Origin of the sequence: Streptomyces sp. NPDC088157 (assembly GCF_044741545.1) — a bacterium.
Taxonomy (GTDB): Bacteria; Actinomycetota; Actinomycetes; order Streptomycetales; family Streptomycetaceae; genus Streptomyces.
Genome location: NZ_JBIUSU010000008.1, coordinates 181,988 through 202,446 on the forward strand (window position 1 = coordinate 181,988; position 20,459 = coordinate 202,446).

Sequence of the window (20,459 nt, forward strand, 5' to 3'; positions counted from 1 at the left end):
TCCTGGTGGAGTGGCCGAGAGGCGAGGCAACGGCCTGCAAAGCCGTCTACACGGGTTCAAATCCCGTCTCCACCTCCAAGGACGATTAGCTCAGCGGGAGAGCGCTTCCCTGACACGGAAGAGGTCACTGGTTCAATCCCAGTATCGTCCACTGGATCTGTTCAAGATCCGTACCCGCGCGATTAGCTCAGCGGGAGAGCGCTTCCCTGACACGGAAGAGGTCACTGGTTCAATCCCAGTATCGCGCACGCAGTGCACACGGCCTTCGCGTCGTGATCCCGCGGACGATTAGCTCAGCGGGAGAGCGCTTCCCTGACACGGAAGAGGTCACTGGTTCAATCCCAGTATCGTCCACACACCGAGAGCCCCCGGCCGCCTTCGCGGTCGGGGGCTTCTTGTCGATGCCGGTTCAGCTGGAGAACAGCATGTGGCCGAAGCTCTTCTGGCGGTGGTGGCCGCCGTAGTGACCCCCGTGACCGCCGCCGTGCGGGGCGCCCCAGGCGGGAGCGGCCGGGGCGGCGGGGTACGCCTGCGGGGCGCCCGGGGGCGGCGGAGCCGGCTGGGACCACTGGGACTCGACTCGGGTCAGCGCCTCCAGCTCGCCGTAGTCGAGGAAGATCCCACGACAGTTGCTGCACTGTTCGATCTGGACGCCGTTGCGGTTGTACGTGTGCATCTGAGCGTGACACTTCGGGCACTGCATGGTTCGGCTCAACTCCTCGCCGGTCGGTGCTGTTTCGCGTACCGCCAGGACAGACACTGTCCGGCTGCGGTCGGTTGCACCCTACTTCGCGGAATCCGCCGCCAACCGCGGGGGGACGAAACCCATTCGGGCACAGGCGTCGACGAGGCACTGCTCGACCTCGTCCAGCGCCCGGCCCTGCACCACCGCCTTCGTGACGGTCCGTGCCGCACCCTGCACGGTGAGTGCGCGCGCCGGTACGTCGAGGGCGGGCCAGGGGTCGCCCTCCTCGGGGACGGCGGGGCCGCCCTCGGCCCGGTAGGCGGCCAGGAAACGGCTCCACTCCTCGGGCGGGAGCAGACCGCAGGCGTACCAGGCGGCGGGGCGGGCGAGATCCCAGGCCGGGACGCCGACGCCGAGATCGTCGACGTCGATCAGGCGCCAGGGGCCGTCCGGAGCCGGGTGGCGGACGAGCTGGCCGAGGTGGAGGTCGCCGTGACAGAGGGTGGTGGTGTCGGGCATGGGGGCTTCGGCGCGGGCCCAGGCGGGGAGCGCGCGCCAGGCGCTCAGGACCGGGGCGACGGCGGCGTGCGGCCCGGCCGCGCGGAGACGCGCCACGGCGTGGGCCGCCTTGGCGGGGCCGCGCATCGCGGGCAGAGCGGCCGGGGCGGGCGTGCGGTGCAGACGGGCGAGCAGGATGCCCGCGGCCTCCCAGGGAGCCGCGTCGGGGTCGTCCGGGTCCACCGGCGTGCCGTACGGCCAGAACGTGACGAGACGGCCGTGCAGCGGGGTCGCGGCCGGCGTGAGCGGCGGCAGGAGGATGCCGGGGAGGCCGGCGGCCAGGGCGAGGCGCGGGGCGAGGCCGGCCGGGTCGGTGTCGGGGGCGTGCGCCTTCGCGACGGTGGCGGCATGCCGGACGACGGTGGCGTCGGGGCGGTCGGCGAGGGTGGCCCCGCCGCAGGGACAGGCCGACGTGCCCTCGTGGGCCCGGGCCCCGGCTCGGAGGGTGAGCTCGGCGAGCAGGGGATGCGCGGTCACGGGGCTGGTCACGGGGCTCCCTGGGCGGCGGCGGTCGGGTCTGCCCGCGAGGGTACGCAGCCGAGCTCACCGAGGTCGCGGGCGGGGGAAAAGCAATGCAGGCGCAGCTCCCCAGCTGCGCCTGCATCATTTGCCGTCCGCCGCACCCCCGTCCCCACGGGGTTTCATGGGTGGATGTCCCCGCCCGGACCGCTCTTCCGGGCCTGGGGTCGCCGCTCAGCGCCCCAGCATCACTCCCACGGACGACGCCTGTGTGGCCACTGTCTCCCAGCCGTCGAAGACGACGAGGAGCAGGACCGCCAGGGGAAGGGCCATCAGCGTCGCCACCAGGGGGTGGCGGCGGCCCGTGCGACGGGGACGCGTGCCGCGTCCCTGTGTGCGGATCATCGTCCGCGGTGCCGTAAGGGCCATGGTCCCTCTCCTGACCTGATCAGTTGTCGTTGGCAGCGGCGGGTGTCTGACCTCGGGGGACGAGTGCTGCACCCGCCGCTTGACCTCAAATCTAGGCGGGTGGCCGCCGCCGGGCGTCATGCCCTCGTACCGATTGCCGGGCCTCCCGGAGGATGAGCCATGACCTGCGGAGTACTCCCCTGGGTGGAGACATGGTCCTGGGTCTCGGGGTCTTCCCGGAGGGGCTGTCCGGTCCGGTCCGGTTTTCCCGCATCGCTTCACGGGTGGGACGGGGCCCCGGCGTGACTTCACTCACTTCCAGCACCCTGCGACGCACCCCCGTATCCGCTCGGCCGCCCGCCCGGCCGGCCGCCGCCCCCGGGGTGCGCGTCGTGTCGCCGGCGTCGGCACCGCTCCCGGCGGGGTCACCCTCCCCAGGGACAACCCGCCCTCCGTGAGCGGTGGTTGAGGTCGTCGGTCCGCCAAAACCTGCCTGCTCGCAGGCCTGCTGACCACCCTTCAAGTCTCCCGGCGGACCCTGACAATCGATCGGTACGAGAGGGCGCGGCCTCTGCGCGCGAACGGCCGCGGAAACGTAAGCTGTGCCACGTCACACGGACCGGGCAGCGGGGATGAACATGGCGATGATGCGCCTGAGGCGCGAGGACCCGCGCGTCGTCGGCTCGTTCAGGCTTCACAGACGGCTCGGCGCGGGCGGGATGGGCGTCGTCTATCTGGGCTCCGACAAGAAGGGCCAGCGGGTCGCGCTGAAGGTGATCCGGCCCGATCTGGCGGAGGACCAGGAGTTCCGGTCGCGGTTCGCGCGCGAGGTGTCGGCCGCCCGGCGGATCCGCGGCGGATGCACGGCGCGGCTGGTCGCGGCGGATCTGGACGCCGACCGGCCGTGGTTCGCCACGCAGTACGTGCCCGGGCCCTCCCTCCATGACAAGGTCAACGACGAGGGGCCGCTCGGTGCCGCCGAGCTGGCCTCGATCGGGGCCGCGCTGTCGGAGGGGCTCGTCGCCGTCCACGAGGCCGGCGTCGTGCACCGAGACCTGAAGCCCTCGAACATCCTGCTCTCCCCCAAGGGCCCGCGGATCATCGACTTCGGCATCGCCTGGGCGACGGGCGCCTCCACGCTGACGCACGTCGGTACGGCGGTCGGCTCTCCCGGGTTCCTCGCGCCGGAGCAGGTGCGCGGGGCGCTGGTCACCCCCGCCACGGACGTGTTCTCGCTCGGCGCCACGCTCGCCTACGCCTCGACGGCCGACTCGCCCTTCGGGCACGGCAGTTCCGAGGTGATGCTGTACCGCGTGGTGCACGAGGAGCCGCAGCTGCACGGCGTACCGGACGCGCTGGCCCCGCTGGTGCGGGCCTGTCTGGCGAAGGACCCCGAGGAGCGGCCCAGCACCCTCGATCTCTCCCTGCGCCTGAAGGAGATCGCGACCCGGGAGGCCCAGGGTCTGGCGGACGCACGTCCTCCGGCGCCCCGGGCGGCCGAGGCGGACCGTCCCACGGGGCGGCTCTCCGAGACCGGTCACCCGGAGCGCACGCTGCGCCACCAGTCCGGTCCCGGTGCCACGCCGCCCCGCAGCGGGGCGCCGTCCGCGCGCGGTCCGGTTCCTTCGCGGGGCGGAGCGCCGGCTCGCGGGAGCGGTGCCGCACGCAGTGGCGGTGCTCCGTCGTCGCGGTCCGCGGCCCGGCCGGCTCCCTCGCGCAGCACCCGTCCCGGAGGCGGCAGTCGGCCGGCGTCCCGCGGTGGGGCCGGGCGCCCGGGGCCGAGAACCACGGGGAGCGGGCGGCGGCCCGCCAACCCGCGTCTGCTGCGCCAGCGGCTGTTCGTGTTCGTCGTGGTGACGCTGCTGGTCGCGCTCGGCATCGCCGTCGTCCAGGGCTGCGAGGGTCCGGCGCGCGGGCTCGGCGGCAACGACGGCGTCGTACGGCACGAGCAGCAGCATCTGCGGCCGCATGAGGGCGACCCGCTCGGGGACTGACCCGGCGCTCCCCCCTCGGTGCCGCGTCAGGCGGTGACGGGGACGATGCCGAGGGGCCGGGTGATGGGCTGTGGCGAGCCGCCGGCCGGTTCGACGGTTCCCGTCCCACCGGGCGCGCCGATGGCGTGGGTGAAGGCATCTGGGTCGCCGTCGGCCACACGGGCCTGTGTTCCCGGCCACCGGGAGCACCAGTGGGTCAAGGGACACGGGGAGTGCCACCAGCGCTGACCGCGGATGCTCGCGGACGAGGGCCGGCGTCGCCTCTGTCCGGCCCTCACGTCGGCGCCGTCCGGCACGTCGCTCAGACGGGCCTGGGCCGGGTCGCGTAGAACGCGACGGCGGAGGCGGCGGCCACGTTGAGGGAGTCGATCCCGGCGGACATGGGGATACGCACCCACTCGTCCGCCGCCCGCAGGGCGTAGGTGGACAGTCCGTGTCCCTCCGAACCGAGCATGATGGCGCACCTGTCGAAGCGTTCCGGATCCAGCTTGTCGAGAGGGGTCGCCTTCTCGTCCGGCGTCATCGCGAGGATGTCGTACCCGGCGTCGCGCACGACGTCGAGGCCCGCCGGCCACGCGTCGAAACGGGCGTACGGGACGGAGAAGACGGCGCCCATCGACACCTTGATCGCGCGCCGGTAGAGGGGGTCCGCGCAGTCCGGTGACAGCAGGATCGCCTTGATGCCGAGCGCCGCGGCGCTCCGGAAGGCGGCCCCGAGATTCGCGTGATCGACGAATCCCTCGAAGATCGCGACACGCTCGCCCGCGCCGTCCTGCCGATCCCCGCGGACGACACCCCGGCGGGCGGTCACGAGGAGTCCGGCGGTGTCCGGCAGCGGCTTGCGCTGCATCGAGGCCAGCGCACCTCGGTGGACGTGGTAGCCGGTGACCCGTTCGGCGAGCTCCGGGCTGACGGCGTAGACCGGTGCCGGGAGCTCGTCGATGACGTCGCGCATGACGTCGACCCACTTGGCGGAGAGCAGCATCGAGCGCATCTCGTACCCGGCGTCCTTGGCCCGGCGGATGACCTTCTCGCCCTCGGCGATGAACAGGCCCTCGGCGGGCTCGCGCTTGCGGCGCAGCTCGACGTCGGTCAGGCCGGTGTAGTCGCGCAGGCGCGGGTCGTCGGGGTCCTCAACGGTGATGAGATCGGCCACAGGGGTGATACTGCCTTGTCCTGGGTGCGGTGCCAACGGCTCGGAACGGTTGTGTTACCCGCGGTTACTCGGAGGTCCGCGAGCCGACGGCGACGACGGGGCCGACGACGATCACCGCCGGGGGCCTGACCTCCTGCGTGCGGACCGTCTCGGCGACCGTGGCGAGGGTCGCGTCGACGCGGCGCTGGGCGGCCGTGGTGCCCTCCTGGACGAGGGCGACCGGGGTGTCGGGTGACTTCCCGTGCGCGACGAGCGTCTCGGCGATCCTCCCGATCTTGTCGACCCCCATGAGGATCACCAGCGTGCCGGTGAGCTTCGCGAGGGAGGGCCAGTCGACCAGGGAACGCTCGTCGTCGGGGGCGACATGCCCGCTGACCACCGTGAACTCATGGGCGACGCCCCGGTGGGTGACCGGGATGCCGGCCGCGCCCGGCACCGAGATCGAGCTGGAGATGCCCGGCACGACCGTGCAGGCGATACCGGCCTCGGCGAGGGCCTGGAGCTCCTCCATGCCACGGCCGAAGACGTACGGGTCGCCGCCCTTGAGGCGGACGACGGACTTGCCCTGCTTGGCGTGCTCGATCAGCGCGTTGTTGATCGCCTCCTGGGCCATGTACCGGCCGTAGGGGATCTTCGCCGCGTCGATCACCTCGACATGCGGCGGGAGTTCGGCGAGGAGGTCGCGCGGGCCGAGCCGGTCGGCGATGACGACGTCCGCCTCGGCGAGGAGGCGCCGGCCGCGGACGGTGATCAGGTCCGGGTCGCCCGGACCGCCGCCGACCAGCGCCACTCCGGGGGTCCGGGTGCGGTGGTGGGGGGCGACGAGGGTGCCGTCGCGCAGACCCTCGACGACCGCGTCGCGGATGGCCGCGGTGTGGCGCGGGTCTCGGCCGCGGGCGTCGGTGGTGAGCACGGCGACCGTGACCCCCTCGCTGTGGCCGGTCGCCGGGGTCCAGGCGGTGGCCTGGTCGGCGTCGTCGGAGCGGACGCACCAGACGCGGTGCGCCTCCGCTTCGGCGGAGGCCCGGCCGTTCGCCTCGACGTCGCTCGTGGCGATGAGCGCGTACCAGGCTTCGGCGAGGTCGCCGTCGGCGTACGGGCGCTTCGACCAGGTGATCTCGCCCGCGTCCGCCATCGCCTCCACCGAGGGGGTCGCCCCGGGGGACACGAGGTGGACGTCGGCGCCTGCCGCGATCAGCGCGGGGAGACGGCGCTGGGCGACCTGGCCGCCGCCGAGGACGACGACCCTGCGGCCGGCGAGGCGGAGACCTACGGGGTAGGCGGGGTGTTCGGCCATGAGGGGTGCGGCTCCTCGTAGGGGCAGAGAGCAGAGGGTGGGCGCTGCGGCTCTGGAGCGGCCCTGACGTGCGCATTTTAGAGGTGGCTTCAGCATGCGGCGGGGCCGGGGGCAGCACAAGCGCATGCCCGTCGGCCCCGTGGCGGGCCCTACTTCTCGGTCACACCCGCCGAATCGAACGTCGCCACCTCGTGCATCGCGCGGGCCGTGCTCTGCACCAGCGGCAGGGCGAGCAGGGCGCCCGTTCCCTCGCCGAGGCGGAGGTCGAGATCGACCAGGGGACGCAGGCCCAGCTTGTTCAGGGCGGCCACGTGACCGGGTTCGGCGCTGCGGTGGCCCGCGATGCAGGCCGCGAGGACCTCGGGGGCGATGGCACGGGCGACCAGGGCGGCGGCGCCGGCGCTGACGCCGTCCAGGATCACGGGCGTACGGAGCGAGGCGCCGCCGAGGAGGAGGCCGACCATCGCCGCGTGTTCGAAGCCGCCGATCGCGGCCAGGACGCCGATGGGGTCGGCCGGGTCCGGCTGGTGGAGATCCAGGGCGCGGCGCACGACCTCGGTCTTGCGGGCGAGGGTCTCGTCGTTGATACCGGTGCCGCGGCCGGTGACCTCGGCCGGGTCGGCGCCCGTGAAGACCGAGATGAGGGCCGCGGACGCCGTGGTGTTCGCGATGCCCATCTCGCCCGTGAGCAGCGCCTTGTTGCCGGCCGCGACCAGGTCGCGGGCGGTCTCGATGCCGACCTCGATGGCCTGCTTGGCCTCCTCGCGGGTCATCGCGGGGCCGGTGGTCATGTCCGACGTGCCCGCGCGGATCTTGCGCGGCAGGAGACCGGGGGTCGCGGGGAGGTCGGCGGCGACGCCCACGTCCACCACGCAGACCTCGGCGCCCACCTGGGTGGCGAAGGCGTTGCAGACCGCTCCCCCGCCGAGGAAGTTTGCGACCATCTGGGCCGTCACCTCCTGCGGCCACGGGGTGACCCCCTGCGCGTGCACACCGTGGTCACCGGCGAAGATCGCGACGGCCGCGGGCTCCGGGATCGGCGGCGGGCACTGCCGGGACAGGCCGGACAGCTGCGCGGAGATGATCTCCAGCATGCCGAGCGCCCCGGCCGGCTTCGTCATGCGCTTCTGCCGCTCCCAGGCCTCGCCGAGCGCCTTGGCGTCGAGCGGGCGGACGCTGGCGACGGTCTCGGCGAGCAGGTCGTGCGGGTCCTCGCCGGGCAGCGCGCGACGGCCGTACGTCTCCTCGTGGACGACCCATGACAGCGGACGGCGCTTGGCCCACCCGGCCTGCATCAGTTCGGGCTCGTCCGGGAACTCGTCGACGTAACCGACGCAGAGGTAGGCGACCACTTCGAGGTGCTCGGGCAGGCCCAGCGCGCGGACCATCTCGCGCTCGTCGAAGAAGCTGACCCAGCCGACGCCGAGTCCTTCGGCGCGGGCGGCGAGCCAGAGGTTCTCGACCGCGAGCGCGGAGGAGTAGGGCGCCATCTGCGGCTGGGTGTGCCGGCCGAGGGTGTGCCGGCCGCCCCGGGTCGGATCGGCGGTGACGACGATGTTCACCGGGGTGTCGAGGATGGCCTCGATCTTCAGTTCCTTGAACTGCTTCGCCCGGCCCTTGGGCAGGGACTTCGCGTACGCGTCACGCTGGCGGACCGCCAGTTCGTGCATCGCGCGCCGGGTGTCGGCGGAGCGGATGACGACGAAGTCCCAGGGCTGCGAGTGGCCGACGGAGGGCGCGGTGTGGGCGGCCTCCAGGACGCGCAGCAGGACCTCGTGCGGGATCGGGTCGGAGCGGAAACCGTTGCGGATGTCCCGGCGCTCGCGCATGACCTTCAGGACCGCCTCGCGCTCGGCGTCGTCGTACGCAGGCGCGGCGGGGCCGGTGGACTCGTGCACTTCTTCCACTGCGGCCGGGCTCTCTTCCTGGTCGGCGGCCCTGGTTCGCAGGTCCTCCGGGCTCTGTGCGACATCGGGGTCGATGTGGGTCTCGTGCTCCGCGTCCGGGATCGCCGGGGCGGGAGCGGGGTCGGCGGCGCGCGGAGCGGGAACCGTGGCGTCGGCCGGCGCGGGTCCCGCTTCGCCCGCGTCGGCGGCCCGCGGCTGTTCCGCCACCGTGTCGGGGACCGGCTCGTCCGTGGGAAGCGCGAGCGGGTGCGGCGGGGTCGGAGCGAGGTGCGGGGCGGTGGGCACCGTGCCCTCGACCGGCGTGAACCGGCCCTGGGACTGGTCCGCGACGGGCTCCTCCGGCTGCTCCGGCTGGTCCGACGGCTCCGGGCGGTCCGTCCGGCCCAGCTGGTCTGTCCGGTCCGGCTGCGTCAAGGAGGAGGCGACGGAGGGGAGTTCCGCGCCGGGTGCGTCCGCGAGCGGCGCGGGAGCGGTCACCGGAGCCTGGACCGGCTGCGGGTGCGCGGGCGCGTGCTGCGGGGTGACGGAGGCGTCCACGGTGTCCGAGGGGACCGCCGTGGGCTCGGGGGAGGCTTCCACGGGGGGTGCCCCGACGGGCGACTCACCTGTCACCGGCTCCGACTGCGGCTGCGGCTGCGGCTGCGGCTCCAACTGCGGCTGCGGCTGCGGCTCCGGCTCCGGCTCCGCAAGGGTTGCCGCGGGGACGGGCTCCGGCTCTTCGGTGAGGGCTGCGGATTCGGGTGCGGGGTGCGGGGCCGTCTCCGAGGGCGCGACTTCCGGAACGTGAGATACGGGGGCCGCAATGTGGACGGAGGGGGCGGGGGTCTCGTCCGAGGCATCCGCTGCCTGGGACTGCGGCTCCACCACCGGCTGCGGCTCCGGGTCGGGCTGCGGCACCGACTGAGCGTCCGGGACCGGCTGGACGGGCTGGTCCGCAGCAGGCTCCACCGGCGGGGCCGACTCGGGCTCCGCCTGCTGCGCGGCCGAGTCGACGCGGGCGCCCTCGGCGGGCGCCACGGACGTGTCGACCGGATGCACGGCTTCGGCGACGTCGACAGGCGCCGGAGCGGGGGCCTCCGGTTCGACGGACGTGCTCGCGGTGCCGGCCTCGGGCGCGGGGACGGCCGCTTCCTGAGCGGGTGCCACCGGTTCGGCCTCGTCGGGGGTCACCGTCGCCGCGGGCTCGGAAGCCTGAGCGAATCCGGACTCGGGGGTGGACTCAAGGGCCTCGACCGGCTCGGATGCGGGAACGACCTCGGCGCTCGGGACGCCCTCCGCGCTCGGGACGCCCTCCGCGCTCGGGACGCCCTCCGCGCTCGGGACGCCCTCCGCGCTCGGGACGCCCTCCGCGCTCGGGACGCCCTCCGCGGCAGGTGCCTCGTGGGCTTCGGCCGGCGTGCCGCCGAGCTCGACGTGGGGCTCCTGGGCTGCCTCGGGGGTCTGGGGCTCCGGTTGCCGAAGGTCGTCGGCCGGGCTCGACGGAACGACCTCGACCACCTGACCGGAAGTTGCCTCCACGGAGTTCGCCTCAGGAATCTCCGTAGAGTCGGGCACCTGTGCCACCTCGGCCGCCCGGCTCGGCACCGCCGTCCCGGCCGGCCCTGCCACGTCGACGGCTTCTGCCGGCTCAGCGGTTTCTGCCACCTCAGCCGGTGTTGCCACGTCGACGGCTTCTGTCGGCTCAGCCGGTTCTGCCACCGCAGCCGCTTCTGCCGGCTCAGCCACTTCTGCCACTTCGGTGGTTTCTGCCACCTCGGTCGTGATCGGTTCGGTCGGCTGGGCGCCATCGGTGGGGACGACAGCCCGCTCCGTGTACGCCGCCTCGACGTCCGGGGTCACTTCCGGTGCCTGCGCCGCCTGGACCGGCACTCCGGCGGCCGGCACCGCGCCGACGTTCACGGCCGCGTCGTCGCCGGAGAAGGGAACGGCGGCCGAGTCCTGCCCCCAGTCCCCGGCCGCGACGGCGGGAGCAAGCTGTTCCGCCTCCGCCATCATCGCGGCACCGAGCAACTCACCGGGGTCGACCACGCCATAGGTCGAGGCAGTCCGCCCGGGCCTGGGCATTCCACCACCAGGACTCGCGGCGTACGCGGCCTCGGCCTCCTGGACATCCTGGGACTCCTGTGGGGCGGTCGCGGCGATCGCCTCGGTCGCCACCCGGGCCACGACGGCCTGGGCGGCGCCGGCCGGCTCGGACTGCTGCGACGTCGCGACGGGCGCCGGAACAACCGTTTCCGCGGCCGTCACCCCGTGCGTGACCGGCTCCTGGGCTGTCACCTGGGCCGTGGCCTGCGCGGCGCCCCAGGGGGACGCCCCCTGCGGGGGCATCTCGCGCAGGTGCGGGACGTCGAGGTACTCGGGACCGGACGCGGGCGGACCGGACTGTCGTACCGGCGCGCCGGCGGGACCCCGGTCGGCGAGGGACCGGACCGGGCTGGCGGAGGTGTCGGGGATCGGCGGGCCGAGGTGCAGAGGGCGGCGCGGGGCCGCCTGGGGCGCCGACGGGCCGGGGAGGCGGACGGCGCTGAGGTCCACCGAACCGCTGTCGCGGCCGGCCGTCTCGTGCGGGCCCGGCTCGTGCACCGCCTCGACCACCGGCTCCGGGGCGGGCGGCGCCACCTCGTTGCCCCACGCACTCTGGGCACCCGGCAGCAGCAACAGGTCTTCGTCCTCGGCGGTGGTCTCGGAGAGGTAGGTGTACGCGCCGTGCGCGGGGGCGCCCGGCTGTTCCACCATGCCTGCGTTCTCCGGCAGTCCCTCGCCCGGAACCTGGCCGGTGTCGGTCATGCGTACCCCTCGCCCATCGGTTAGTGCTTCTACGACCTGCTCACCCGGAGCGGCGCACCGACCGCCCCCAGTGAAGAACGAGCGTCCGTGCCCAGCGGCACGAACGACCCGCCCGAAAAAGCGACAAAGCCACTCAGTGGCATTGTCCCGGTCGTAGCCGCGTCGCGACAGCTTGATCCGCGACGCCCCGCTGTGGACTGCGCCACGTTGCGCGCCCTCCGGTTCTGCCGTACCACACCCACCCCAAAAGGGATGTGTTTTCCGGACATTGGCCGACGAAGTGCCGGGCGAACGGAAGCAGTACGACGATCGGCCAGCCTACCGCGCGCGGTACGACAACAGGATCACGGGGAGGGCGCGGGGGGTCACGATCGACGGTCGTGAAGGCCCCGGCCACGGCCCCACCACGGCCCGACCGTCTCGCGTTCGTCGCTCGTCCGCGGCCTCAGCGAGGCGATGCGCTCCGCACGATTTCTCCGGTGAGGAGGAACGCGACACTCCGTTCCCGCTCCGTCCAGGCCCGCGTGTCGAGTTCGACGGACTGGACGAGGGCGCACTCGACTCGGTAGCCGTGCTCGGACAGGTCACGGCCCACGAGTTCGGCGGCGTCGCGGGTCCCGGCGTGGGTGACGATGCGCTGCGGACGGCGGTCGGCGACCGCGGAGACCACGGCCGCTCCCCCGCCGCCGACCCGGACGACGTCCGGTTCGGGCAGGTTCTCCAGGACGTGCGGGGCGGTGCCGTGGACGATCTGGAGCTGGACGCCGAAGCGGCGCGCGGAGCTGTCGGTACGGGCACACGCCTCGATGTCCCGGTCGACGGCGATGACGGCGGCACCCGCCCGCGCGGCCTCGGTCGCGAAGGCGCCGCTGCCGCAGCCGATGTCCCAGACGAGGTCGCCGACGCGCGGGCCGAGCCGGGCGAGTTGGGCGGCGCGGAGCAGCTCCGCCTCCCCCTCGCCGAGTCCCCCGCCGTACGCCTCGGCGGGCAGGGCCCAGCCCCGCGGGCCGGCGCTCGGGTCGCGGCCGGCGATCCAGCCGCTGTCCCCGGAGACGACCGGCCCGGTGGGGCCGCCGATGACGATGACGACGTTGGGGTCGCGCCAGGTGTGGTCGGCGGCCTTGTCGGAGGTGAGGACGCTGACCCGTTCGCGGGTGGTGCCGAGTTCCTCGCAGACGACGAACGTGCGGTGCACACCCTCCATGAGCAGGCCGAGCTCGGCGGGGCCGGCGCCCGGGGAGGTGAGAACGGCGACCTTGGTGTGGGCGCGGCACACGTTCACCGCACGGCGCAGAGTGCGCCGGTGTGCGACGACCACGTGGGCGTCGTCCCAGGGCATGCCGGCCCGGGCGAAGGCGGCGGCGACGGCGGAGACGGCCGGGACGACCTCGACCTCCAGGCCGAACTCGGGTGCGCGCAGGGTCCGTACGACGCCGAAGAAGCCGGGGTCGCCGTCGGCCAGGACGACCGCGGTGCCGCGGTGGCCGGCGATGCGGCGGGCGGCGAGGGAGACACTGCCGAGCCGGACGCGTTCCGCCGCGGGCGGCACCTCGGACAGCGCCAGATGGTGGGGGGCGCCGGCCACCAGGGTGGCGGCTCCCAGGGCCGAGCGGGCCGCTGCGGTCAGCGGCGAACCGTCCCAGCCGATCACCGTGACGCGGTCGGCCATCGTCGTCAGTCTCCCCCGGGGTTCACGCAGGCAGCGGGCTCCGTGAGGGTACCTGTTCGGCGGGTCACGGCAACGGTGGTGGCACCGGCCCGGGGGTCAGTTCCAGTCGGTGTACGACGTGAAACCGCCGCTCTCCGCGAAGTGCTCCCCGGCACCGTCCAGGTCCTCCGGGAGGAGGCTCCACACGATGTAGTCGGTGCGCACGTCGGTCCAGGTGCCGTCCTCGGTGCGGGCGCGCGCTATGCAGGCGCCCCGCAGCACGCCCTCGCTGATACAGCCGATCTTCTGGGCGACCTGCTGGGAGGCGGTGTTGTCGGCGGCCGTGCGCAGCTCGATCCGCTCGAACTTCTGGTCGTTGAACAGCCATTGCGCGGTGGCCAGCGCGGCCTCGGAGGCGTAGCCCTCGCCGCGCGCCCAGGGCGCGATGATGTACGACAGCTCGGTGGAGCGCACGTGCCAGTTGGTCTTGGCGAGTTGGATGACGCCGACCAGGCGCTGGGTGAGGAACTCGGTGACGGCGAGGTCGAGGCCGCGGCCCGCGGTGCGTTCGGCGGGCGCGTGGTCGGTGATCCAACGGCGGGCGGCCGCCTCGCTGTAGGGCTGGGGAGCGGCGGTCCAGGCCGCGACCTGCTCGTCGTTCATCATGTCGGCCAGGGCGGGCACGTCGTCCTCGTCGAAGGGACGCAGCACCAACCGCTCCGTGCTGATGGAGATGGTGGGGAAGGTGCTCGTCATGCGCCGCTCCGTAACCTTCGAAACTTCGGGGTGTGACCTGCCGGTCCGTCAGGGCCCGCTGAACTGCCCAGCATGCAGCATGTGACCCGGAACCACACCACGGGGTCCGCACCGGACGAAGGCGCGGACCCCGTGCGCGGCCGTCGGTTCCCCGGTCGGCCGGTGTGTTCAGAAGGAGGCGATGACGGAGCCGTCGTACTTGTCCTCGATGAACTTCTTGACCTCGGCGGAGGTGAGGAGCTCGGCCAGCTTCTTCACCCGCGGGTCGTCCTCGTCGCCGTCCTTGACGGCGAGGAAGTTGCCGTACGGGTTGTCCGTGGCGGACTCCAGTACGAGGGCGTCCGACGCGGGCTTCAGGTCGGCCTCGATGGCGTAGTTGCCGTTGATGACGGCGGCGTCCACGTCGTCCAGGGAGCGCGGGGTCTGGGCCGCCTCCAGCTCCTTGAACTTGAGCTTCTTCGGGTTCTCGGTGATGTCCGAGGGGGTCGCGTCGTTGCCCACGCCGTCCTTGAGCGTGATGAGCTTGTTCGCGGCGAGCAGCTTGAGGGCGCGGGCCTCGTTGACACTGTCGTTCGGGACGGCGACGGTGGCGCCGCTCTTCAGGGCGTCGGCGCTCTTGACCTTGTGGGAGTAGAGGCCGAGCGGCTCCAGGTGGACCGTGACGACGGGCACGACGTGGGTGCCGTTCTTCTTGTTGAAGTCGTCGAGGTACGGCTGGTTCTGGAAGTAGTTGGCGTCGACCGAGCCGTCCTCCGTCGCCGTGTTCGGCGTGACGTAGTCGGTGAACTCCTTGACCTCCAGGTCGAGTCCCGCCTTCTTCGCCAGGTTGTCCTTGACGAAGTTCAGGATCTCGGCGTGCGGGGTCGGGCTCGCGGCGACGACCAGCGGACCGCTGGTGTCGGAGGCGGAGCCGGAGTCCTTCTCCGAGCCGCAGGCGGTGAGCCCCAGGGTGAGGGCGCCGACGGCGAGGACTGCGGCGGTGAGTTTGGTGGTGTTACGCACGAAAAGTGCCTTTCCTGAGGGTGTTGCGGCCCCGCGTGGGGTGTGCGGGGAGTCAAAGGGGGCGGCCCTGGGTGGGCTCAGGCGACCTTGCTGATGTCCGCGGCCGCCGGCTCCTTGGCCTTCAGGAGGCGGAGCTTCGGCGCGGGGCCCGAGCGGCCGCCGCGGCGGTGCACGGAGCGGGCCGCGTAGTCGCCGGCGAACTGGATGAGCGAGATGACGACGGCGAGGATCGCCACGGTGATCCACATCAGCTCGGTCTCGAAGCGCTGGTAGCCGTAGCGGATGGCGATGTCGCCCAGTCCGCCGGCGCCGACCGTGCCGGCCATGGCGGAGTAGCCGATGAGGGCGACGATCGTGGTCGTGGTGCTCGCGATGAGCGAGGGCAGGGACTCCGGCACCAGGACCTTGCGCACGATCGTCCAGGTGTTGCCGCCCATCGCCTGCACGGCCTCGACGAGTCCGCCGTCCACTTCGCGGACGGCCGTCTCGACCAGGCGCGCGAAGAACGGGATGGCTCCGATGGCGAGCGGCACGATAGCGGCTTCGCGGCCGATGGTCGTCCCGGTGATCGTGCGGGTGAAGTCCATCAGCGCGACCATCAGGATGATGAACGGCAGCGAGCGGGCCACGTTCACGACCTGCCCGGTCACCTTGTTGGCGACGAGGTTCTGCAGCAGGCCGCCCCGGTCGGTCAGGACCAGCAGGACGCCGAGCGGAAGGCCGCCGACGACGGCGATGAGCGTGGACCAGCCGACCATGTAGAGGGTGTCCCAACATGCCTGGGACAGCAGGGGCTGCATCTCGGACCAGGTCACTTGGCACCTTCCTTCAGCAGCACGGGCTCCTGGGCCGCGTTGTCCACGACGTCGATCTGCAGGCCCTGTTCGCGCAGGAAGCCGATCGGCACGACGTTGTCCTCGTAGCGGCCGGGCAGTTCGATGCGCATGCGGCCCACCTGGAGCCCGCCGACGGTGTCGATGGCGGCGCCGAGGATCGAGATGTCGATGTTGTAGGTGCGCGACAGCTGGGAGATGACGGGGCGGGTGGCGGCCTCGCCGTGGAAGGTGACGTCGACGACGGTCCGGTCCTCGCCGGTGGCCTCGCCGCCGACCGGGAAGAGCGCGTCGGCCAGTTCGGAGCCGGGGGTCGCGAGCAGCTCGCTCACCGTGCCGGACTCGACGACCCGGCCGTTCTCCATCAGCGCGGCGGAGTCGCAGATCGACTTCACCACGTCCATCTCGTGGGTGATGAGCAGGACGGTCAGGCCCAGCTGCCGGTTCAGGTCGCGCAGCAGCTGGAGGATGGAGCGGGTGGTCTCCGGGTCGAGTGCGCTGGTGGCCTCGTCGGAGAGCAGCACCTTGGGGTCGCCGGCGAGTGCGCGGGCGATGCCGACGCGCTGCTTCTGGCCGCCGGAGAGCTGGGCCGGGAAGGACTTCGCCTTGTCGGCGAGTCCGACCAGGTCGAGCAGCTCCAGGGCCTTGCGGGAACGTTCCCGCCCCGAGACGCCGAGGATCTCCAGGGGCAGTTCGACGTTGTCCCGCACGGTCCGGGTGGACAGGAGGTTGAAGTGCTGGAAGACCATGCCGATCCGGCTGCGTGCCTGCCGCAGCTCCTTGCCGGCGCGAGGTCCGCGCCCGGCGAGCGCGGTGAGGTCCTGTCCGGCGACGGTGACCGTGCCGGCGGTGGGACGCTCCAGGAGGTTGATGCAGCGGATGAGCGAGGACTTGCCGGCGCCGGACTGGCCGATGACGCCGTACACCTCGCCTTCGCGGACGTGTAGATCGACGCCGTCGAGGGCGGTGACCTCACGGCCGCGCGAGCGGTAGACCTTGGTGAGGCCCGTGGTGGTGATCACGTGGGTTTCCGTCACTGTCGAGTGCGCGGGCGTGGGTGTGCCCGGGCGCACGGGTGCAGGCTGTCAGGACGCGACACGGTTCTCGCTGTGGCGTGGAACCGGGGAGAAACATGTGCGCGGGGCGCGGCTTGCGTCACGTACGGCGGGCATGCGGCGTACGGACCTGCCACGGCGTCTCGCTTCGGGGCGCGAGCTCGGGGGTGGTGCGGGGGCCCTCTAGAAGGCGCACATTCGACACATACAACGAGCACCGGGCGTCATGGTCGCCTCGGTCGCAAGGGTGCGGCTGCTCGTCGTGGTCATGAGCATCAGTAAAGCAGAAGTACGGTCCTGACCAAGACCCCGCTGTCCGGATGCCGGACACCCGTGGACGGCCTTCGGGATTGCCCCGGCCCGGACCGGAGATCTTCGCTTCCCCGTCCGTGACCAGCGCCGGCAAGGCGGGCGGGGCCCTCGCCGCGAGGCAGGCGTCGGGTTCGCGCACCCCGTGGGTTGTGGCCAACGCCACGGCCGCCGGACAGGGTGCCGTGCGGCGCCTCGCGCGGCCGGGGAACCCCGCGCCGGGGCTCGGGGCCGATCGCAGGGCGCCGATCTCGCCGTAATAGGGTCACTGCATGCTTGATGCCCTGACGTCGGCGACCGGCGTCGCCGCGTTGCTGCTCGCCGCCTGGTGCGGCTGGGCCGCCTACCGCGACCAGCCGACCAAGGACTGGCACTTCATCGGGATGGCCGTGGTCTCCCTGCTGGCCGCCATCCAGTTGGTGGTCGGGATCGTGCAGCTGGCGCGGGGCGAGAAGCCGGAGCAGGGCACGACGATCTTCGTGGCGTATCTGCTGGGCGCGTTCGCGTGCGTTCCGGCGGCGGGGTTCATGTCACTGTCCGAGCGCACCCGCTGGGGTTCGGTGACCGCCGCCGCGGGCGGAGTGGTGCTCGCCGTGCTCGAAGTGCGGCTCTACGACATCTGGGGAGGCTGAGATGACGTCGGTGGACGACAAGCCGGACCGGCTCATCAGCGGGCCCGGGATCCTGCTGGTGTGGTTCTACGGCGTGATGGTCGTCGGGGCCGTGTCGCGGTCGGCGTACGAGATCGCGACCGGCTTCGACCGGGCGCCGTTGGCGTACGCGCTGTCGGCGGTGGCGGGCGTGGTGTACGGGTTCATCACGTACTCGCTGGTGCGGGGCGGCGAGACGGCCCGCAGGGCGGCGCAGGTGTGCTGCGCCGCCGAGCTTGCCGGGGTGCTGATCGTGGGCACCTGGACCCTGGTCGAGCCGTCCGCCTTCCCGGACTCGACCGTGTGGTCGAAGTACGGGATGGGGTACGTGTTCATCCCGGTGCTGCTGCCGCTGTCGGCCCTGTACTGGCTGCGGAGGTCCCGTACGGCTACGCGGTAGCGCGTGCCGCGGAGGTCCCGTACGGCTACGCGGTAGCCGCGTACTCCCCCGCCTGCTTCTCCAGGACGATCATCGGCACACCGTCCGTGCCCTGGGAGGTGCCGACCGTCTCGTAGCCGACCCGGCGGTAGAGGCGGAGGTTGCCCTCGCTGCGGTGGCCGGTGAAGAGGCGGAACTTCTTGGCGCCGCGCTCCTCGGCCAGCGCCGCCTCGGCCGCGCGGAGCAGCCGTGCTCCGATGCCGTGGCCCTGGAGGCGCGGGTGGACGCAGAGTTTGCCGATGGCGGCGGCGCCGTCCTCGGTGAGACTCCCGCGTACCGAGCCGACCACCTCCTCGCCCAGACGGGCCACGAAGACACAGTCGGCGGCGAGTTCCTGCCGGACCGAGTCCAGGCTCTGGACGAGCGGGGCGATGCGGTAGTTGGCGTACAGCGCGGCTTCACTCTGGAAGCACAGGTACTGCAATCTGAAGATCTGCTCGGCATCCTGCTCGGTCGCCACCGAGATGGTCACGCTCATGCCCATGTGCGCACGCCTCCCGCTCACCTGATCGCCTGTGGTCCCTCACTCCTATCCCCGCACTTCGCGGGCCGCAACCTCCGGCGTCAGCAAACGCCGTAGACATCCCAGACATCGGGAACGTTCCGGTCCGAGACTGCCCTGTGAGATACCCAACTCGCCCGCGATCTCGCGGTAGGTGAGGTCCCGGGGCGAGAGGAGTGCCTGGAGGAGACGGGAGCAGCGGCCGGGCAGGCGGTGCACCGCCTCGCGCAGGGCGCGGTGCCGTGCGGCGGTGAGGGCGAGCTGCTCGGGTCCGCGGTCGGTGTCGTCGGCGGGGTCGCTCTCGTAGGGCTGTTCCCGGCGGGTCGTACGGCGGGCGCGGCGGACCTCGGCGCGGACGGCCCTGCGCAGCCAGCCCTGCGGGTCGAGGGGCGGGCCGTCGGCGGCGAGGTGCTCCAGCAGACGGAGCCAGACCGCCTGTTCGAGGTCGCCGGGTTCGGTTCCGGCGGCGTGGGCCTCGGCGGAGGCCTCCGCGGCGAGGAGCGGGCGCAGGCTGGTGAGCAGATCGTGCGTCATGTGCCACACGATGCGGCCGCCCGGGTGGCTGGTTGCCCGGGCGGCCGACTGTCACTCCAACGAGGACTCAGCCGTTGACGAAGTCCGCGCGGGCCAGCAGCCCGGTGTCCGGGTTGTCCGTGAAGACACCGTCGATGCCGGTCGCGAAGTAGGTGCGGAAGGCGCCGAACGAGTCGCCGTAGGCGTCCGCGTCCGTGCCCTTGCGGAAGCTCGTGGGCAGGAAGGGGTTCTCGTTGCGCATGGTGTAGGGATGCAGGACCAGACCGACCGCGTGGGCGTCCTTCACCAGGGTGGTCGGGGTGGTGAGGTTGCCGGCGGCGTCCTTGGGGATCACCAGGTCGAGGGTCGGGCCGATGCCCTGGGCGTAGCCCGCGATCTCCCTGAGGCCGGCCCGCGTGACCAGGTCGGCGACCGTGCGCGGGTCGCCCGCCTCGACGAAGTCCCACGGTCGCGAGGTCGCGCCGGACAGCAGCACCACGAGGGGGTTGTCGACCAGCTTGTTCAGTCGCTGGATGCTGCTCGGCTCGAAGGACTGCACGATGACCGGCGAGTGCTTCCTGTCCTTGCCGTACTTGTGCAGCAGCTTGGCGACCCGCTCCTCCAGCCCCAGGCCCAGCCTGCGGAAGTAGGTGGGGTGCTTGGTCTCGGGGTAGATCCAGACCTGCCTGCCGCGCTTGCGGGTCTGCTCGTCCTGCCATTTCAGGACTTCCTCGAAGGTGGGGATCTCCCAGCGGCCGTCGTAGAGCGTGTTGTGCGGGCGGTTGGCCGGGATGCGCTCGATAGCCCGCAGGGTCTTCAGCTCGGCGAGCGTGAAGTCCTCGGTGAACCAACCGGTCGTGGAGACGCCGTCGAGGATCTTCGTCGTCCTGCGGCCGGCGAACTCCGGACGGTCGGCGACGTCCGTCGTGCCGCCGATCTCCGGCTCGTGACGGCACACCAGGTGGCCGTCCCTGGTGGGGACGAGGTCCCCCGCCTCGACGATGTCGGCGCCCAGGTCGAGGGCGAGCTGGTACGAGCCGAAGGTGTGCTCCGGCCGGTAGCCGCTGGCGCCGCGGTGACCGATGATCGTCGGCACCGGCAGGCTCCCGAGCCCCTTGCCGGAGCGGGACGGCTCGGCGGCTCTCGCCGGGCCCGACAGACCGAGGACCGATCCGGTGGCACCGAGCACGGCCGCGCCGAGGAGCGCCCGCCGTCCGGTTCCGCCCGCGCCCGCCTGCTGGTTCGACTCCTGCGTGCCCTGCGTTCCCATGAGGGGTCTCCTGCCGTCGGCTCGTCCGTGCGGGCCGATCGTAGGGGTGTGGACATGACCGTCGGGAGACCTCGGCCCCAACACGCGGGTGACGGCGGATGGCAGGTGCCGTACGGCCATCCGGCAGGTTCCGCGCGGTGGTTCGCTTCGTTCCGGGCAGATGACAAGCAGGCGACGATACCGCCGTACAGGTAAACGTACGTCAACAGTGCGTAAGACCTGGGTGACCCG

General features: G+C 72.5%; 18 protein-coding genes and 4 tRNA genes. 7 read left to right on the forward strand and 15 right to left on the reverse strand.

Annotation, left to right across the window (positions count from 1 at the left end; all coding sequences use genetic code 11):
- Positions 1–4: 4 nt before the first annotated feature.
- The 4 genes from ACIPFH_RS30515 to ACIPFH_RS30530 all read left to right on the forward strand — a co-directional run bounded on the left by ACIPFH_RS30515 (position 5) and on the right by ACIPFH_RS30530 (position 354).
- Positions 5–78 (forward strand) — tRNA-Cys (locus ACIPFH_RS30515).
- A gap of 1 nt (position 79) precedes the next feature.
- A tRNA-Val gene (locus ACIPFH_RS30520) sits at positions 80–151 on the forward strand.
- A gap of 25 nt (positions 152–176) precedes the next feature.
- Positions 177–248: transfer RNA gene (locus ACIPFH_RS30525), tRNA-Val, on the forward strand.
- A 34-nt stretch (positions 249–282) separates the two neighbouring features.
- A tRNA-Val gene (locus ACIPFH_RS30530) sits at positions 283–354 on the forward strand.
- A gap of 55 nt (positions 355–409) precedes the next feature.
- Here ACIPFH_RS30530 and ACIPFH_RS30535 read toward each other — a convergent pair.
- The 3 genes from ACIPFH_RS30535 to ACIPFH_RS30545 all read right to left on the reverse strand — a co-directional run bounded on the left by ACIPFH_RS30535 (position 410) and on the right by ACIPFH_RS30545 (position 2,131).
- Positions 410–703 carry a zf-TFIIB domain-containing protein gene (locus ACIPFH_RS30535; protein ID WP_356261896.1) on the reverse strand — a complete coding sequence of 98 codons (294 nt, stop codon included), beginning with the start codon at positions 701–703 and terminating at the stop codon, positions 410–412.
- An 81-nt stretch (positions 704–784) separates the two neighbouring features.
- Entirely contained in the window at positions 785–1,720 is a 936-nt protein-coding gene (locus ACIPFH_RS30540) for a phosphotransferase enzyme family protein (RefSeq protein WP_401831910.1), read from the reverse strand.
- A gap of 216 nt (positions 1,721–1,936) precedes the next feature.
- A complete protein-coding gene (locus ACIPFH_RS30545) occupies positions 1,937–2,131 on the reverse strand; it encodes a hypothetical protein (protein WP_351762250.1) in 195 nt (64 codons plus the stop codon).
- A 611-nt stretch (positions 2,132–2,742) separates the two neighbouring features.
- On the opposite strand from ACIPFH_RS30545, the gene ACIPFH_RS30550 reads away from it, so the two are divergent.
- Positions 2,743–4,104 carry a protein kinase gene (locus tag ACIPFH_RS30550; protein WP_401831913.1) on the forward strand — a complete coding sequence of 454 codons (1,362 nt, stop codon included), beginning with the start codon at positions 2,743–2,745 and terminating at the stop codon, positions 4,102–4,104.
- Positions 4,105–4,130: 26 nt separating this feature from the next.
- Here the strand turns inward: ACIPFH_RS30550 and ACIPFH_RS30555 are convergent, their stop codons facing one another.
- The 9 genes from ACIPFH_RS30555 to ACIPFH_RS30595 all read right to left on the reverse strand — a co-directional run bounded on the left by ACIPFH_RS30555 (position 4,131) and on the right by ACIPFH_RS30595 (position 16,512).
- Positions 4,131–4,262 carry a hypothetical protein gene (locus ACIPFH_RS30555; protein ID WP_401831419.1) on the reverse strand — a complete coding sequence of 44 codons (132 nt, stop codon included), beginning with the start codon at positions 4,260–4,262 and terminating at the stop codon, positions 4,131–4,133.
- Positions 4,263–4,405: 143 nt separating this feature from the next.
- Positions 4,406–5,260: an RNA methyltransferase gene (locus tag ACIPFH_RS30560; RefSeq protein WP_356261901.1), complete on the reverse strand. Its 855-nt coding sequence runs from the start codon at positions 5,258–5,260 to the stop codon at positions 4,406–4,408.
- 64 nt (positions 5,261–5,324) lie between these two features.
- The gene (cobA, locus tag ACIPFH_RS30565; protein WP_401831421.1) at positions 5,325–6,557 is read right to left on the reverse strand and encodes a uroporphyrinogen-III C-methyltransferase; all 1,233 of its coding nucleotides are present in this window, start codon (positions 6,555–6,557) and stop codon (positions 5,325–5,327) included.
- A gap of 149 nt (positions 6,558–6,706) precedes the next feature.
- The gene (gene cobT / locus ACIPFH_RS30570) at positions 6,707–11,251 is read right to left on the reverse strand and encodes a nicotinate-nucleotide--dimethylbenzimidazole phosphoribosyltransferase (protein ID WP_401831423.1); all 4,545 of its coding nucleotides are present in this window, start codon (positions 11,249–11,251) and stop codon (positions 6,707–6,709) included.
- A gap of 445 nt (positions 11,252–11,696) precedes the next feature.
- Positions 11,697–12,920 (reverse strand): precorrin-6y C5,15-methyltransferase (decarboxylating) subunit CbiE, encoded by a 1,224-nt coding sequence (gene cbiE / locus ACIPFH_RS30575; protein ID WP_401831425.1) that lies wholly within the window; start codon positions 12,918–12,920, stop codon positions 11,697–11,699.
- A gap of 96 nt (positions 12,921–13,016) precedes the next feature.
- Entirely contained in the window at positions 13,017–13,655 is a 639-nt protein-coding gene (locus ACIPFH_RS30580) for a GNAT family N-acetyltransferase (RefSeq protein WP_401831426.1), read from the reverse strand.
- A gap of 168 nt (positions 13,656–13,823) precedes the next feature.
- Positions 13,824–14,657, reverse strand: coding sequence for a MetQ/NlpA family ABC transporter substrate-binding protein (locus tag ACIPFH_RS30585; protein WP_401831429.1), 834 nt, complete (start codon positions 14,655–14,657; stop codon positions 13,824–13,826).
- 77 nt (positions 14,658–14,734) lie between these two features.
- Positions 14,735–15,472, reverse strand: a complete 738-nt coding sequence (locus ACIPFH_RS30590) for a methionine ABC transporter permease (protein WP_401831432.1) — start codon at positions 15,470–15,472, stop codon at positions 14,735–14,737.
- Positions 15,469–16,512 carry a methionine ABC transporter ATP-binding protein gene (locus ACIPFH_RS30595; protein WP_401831435.1) on the reverse strand — a complete coding sequence of 348 codons (1,044 nt, stop codon included), beginning with the start codon at positions 16,510–16,512 and terminating at the stop codon, positions 15,469–15,471. The genes ACIPFH_RS30590 and ACIPFH_RS30595 overlap by 4 nt, the downstream gene beginning before the upstream one ends.
- Before the next feature lie 614 nt (positions 16,513–17,126).
- Between ACIPFH_RS30595 and ACIPFH_RS30600 the strand changes: the two genes are divergently transcribed.
- Together ACIPFH_RS30600 and ACIPFH_RS30605 are read left to right on the forward strand one after the other, a co-directional pair.
- Positions 17,127–17,486 (forward strand): hypothetical protein, encoded by a 360-nt coding sequence (locus tag ACIPFH_RS30600; RefSeq protein WP_401831437.1) that lies wholly within the window; start codon positions 17,127–17,129, stop codon positions 17,484–17,486.
- 1 nt (position 17,487) lies between these two features.
- Positions 17,488–17,904, forward strand: a complete 417-nt coding sequence (locus ACIPFH_RS30605; protein WP_401831440.1) for a hypothetical protein — start codon at positions 17,488–17,490, stop codon at positions 17,902–17,904.
- 25 nt (positions 17,905–17,929) lie between these two features.
- Here the strand turns inward: ACIPFH_RS30605 and ACIPFH_RS30610 are convergent, their stop codons facing one another.
- The 3 genes from ACIPFH_RS30610 to ACIPFH_RS30620 form a co-directional block, all read right to left on the reverse strand.
- On the reverse strand, positions 17,930–18,427 hold the full coding sequence (locus ACIPFH_RS30610; RefSeq protein WP_356259174.1) for a GNAT family N-acetyltransferase: 498 nt from the start codon (positions 18,425–18,427) through the stop codon (positions 17,930–17,932).
- 45 nt (positions 18,428–18,472) lie between these two features.
- Positions 18,473–18,979, reverse strand: coding sequence for a sigma-70 family RNA polymerase sigma factor (locus tag ACIPFH_RS30615; RefSeq protein WP_356259177.1), 507 nt, complete (start codon positions 18,977–18,979; stop codon positions 18,473–18,475).
- 67 nt (positions 18,980–19,046) lie between these two features.
- A complete protein-coding gene (locus ACIPFH_RS30620) occupies positions 19,047–20,228 on the reverse strand; it encodes a glycerophosphodiester phosphodiesterase (protein WP_401831443.1) in 1,182 nt (393 codons plus the stop codon).
- Between the last annotated feature and the right edge of the window lie 231 nt (positions 20,229–20,459).

Bases quoted from the DNA above. Each gene is read 5' to 3' on its own strand.
- ACIPFH_RS30535 (WP_356261896.1), bottom strand. From the start codon at position 703: ATGCAGTGCCCGAAGTGTCACGCTCAGATGCACACGTACAACCGCAAC.
- ACIPFH_RS30545 (WP_351762250.1), bottom strand. From the start codon at position 2,131: ATGGCCCTTACGGCACCGCGGACGATGATCCGCACACAGGGACGCGGC.
- ACIPFH_RS30550 (WP_401831913.1), top strand. From the start codon at position 2,743: ATGAACATGGCGATGATGCGCCTGAGGCGCGAGGACCCGCGCGTCGTC.
- cobA (WP_401831421.1), bottom strand. From the start codon at position 6,557: ATGGCCGAACACCCCGCCTACCCCGTAGGTCTCCGCCTCGCCGGCCGC.
- cobT (WP_401831423.1), bottom strand. From the start codon at position 11,251: ATGACCGACACCGGCCAGGTTCCGGGCGAGGGACTGCCGGAGAACGCA.
- cbiE (WP_401831425.1), bottom strand. From the start codon at position 12,920: ATGGCCGACCGCGTCACGGTGATCGGCTGGGACGGTTCGCCGCTGACC.
- ACIPFH_RS30580 (WP_401831426.1), bottom strand. From the start codon at position 13,655: ATGACGAGCACCTTCCCCACCATCTCCATCAGCACGGAGCGGTTGGTG.
- ACIPFH_RS30600 (WP_401831437.1), top strand. From the start codon at position 17,127: ATGCTTGATGCCCTGACGTCGGCGACCGGCGTCGCCGCGTTGCTGCTC.
- ACIPFH_RS30605 (WP_401831440.1), top strand. From the start codon at position 17,488: ATGACGTCGGTGGACGACAAGCCGGACCGGCTCATCAGCGGGCCCGGG.
- ACIPFH_RS30610 (WP_356259174.1), bottom strand. From the start codon at position 18,427: ATGGGCATGAGCGTGACCATCTCGGTGGCGACCGAGCAGGATGCCGAG.
- ACIPFH_RS30615 (WP_356259177.1), bottom strand. From the start codon at position 18,979: ATGACGCACGATCTGCTCACCAGCCTGCGCCCGCTCCTCGCCGCGGAG.
- ACIPFH_RS30620 (WP_401831443.1), bottom strand. From the start codon at position 20,228: ATGGGAACGCAGGGCACGCAGGAGTCGAACCAGCAGGCGGGCGCGGGC.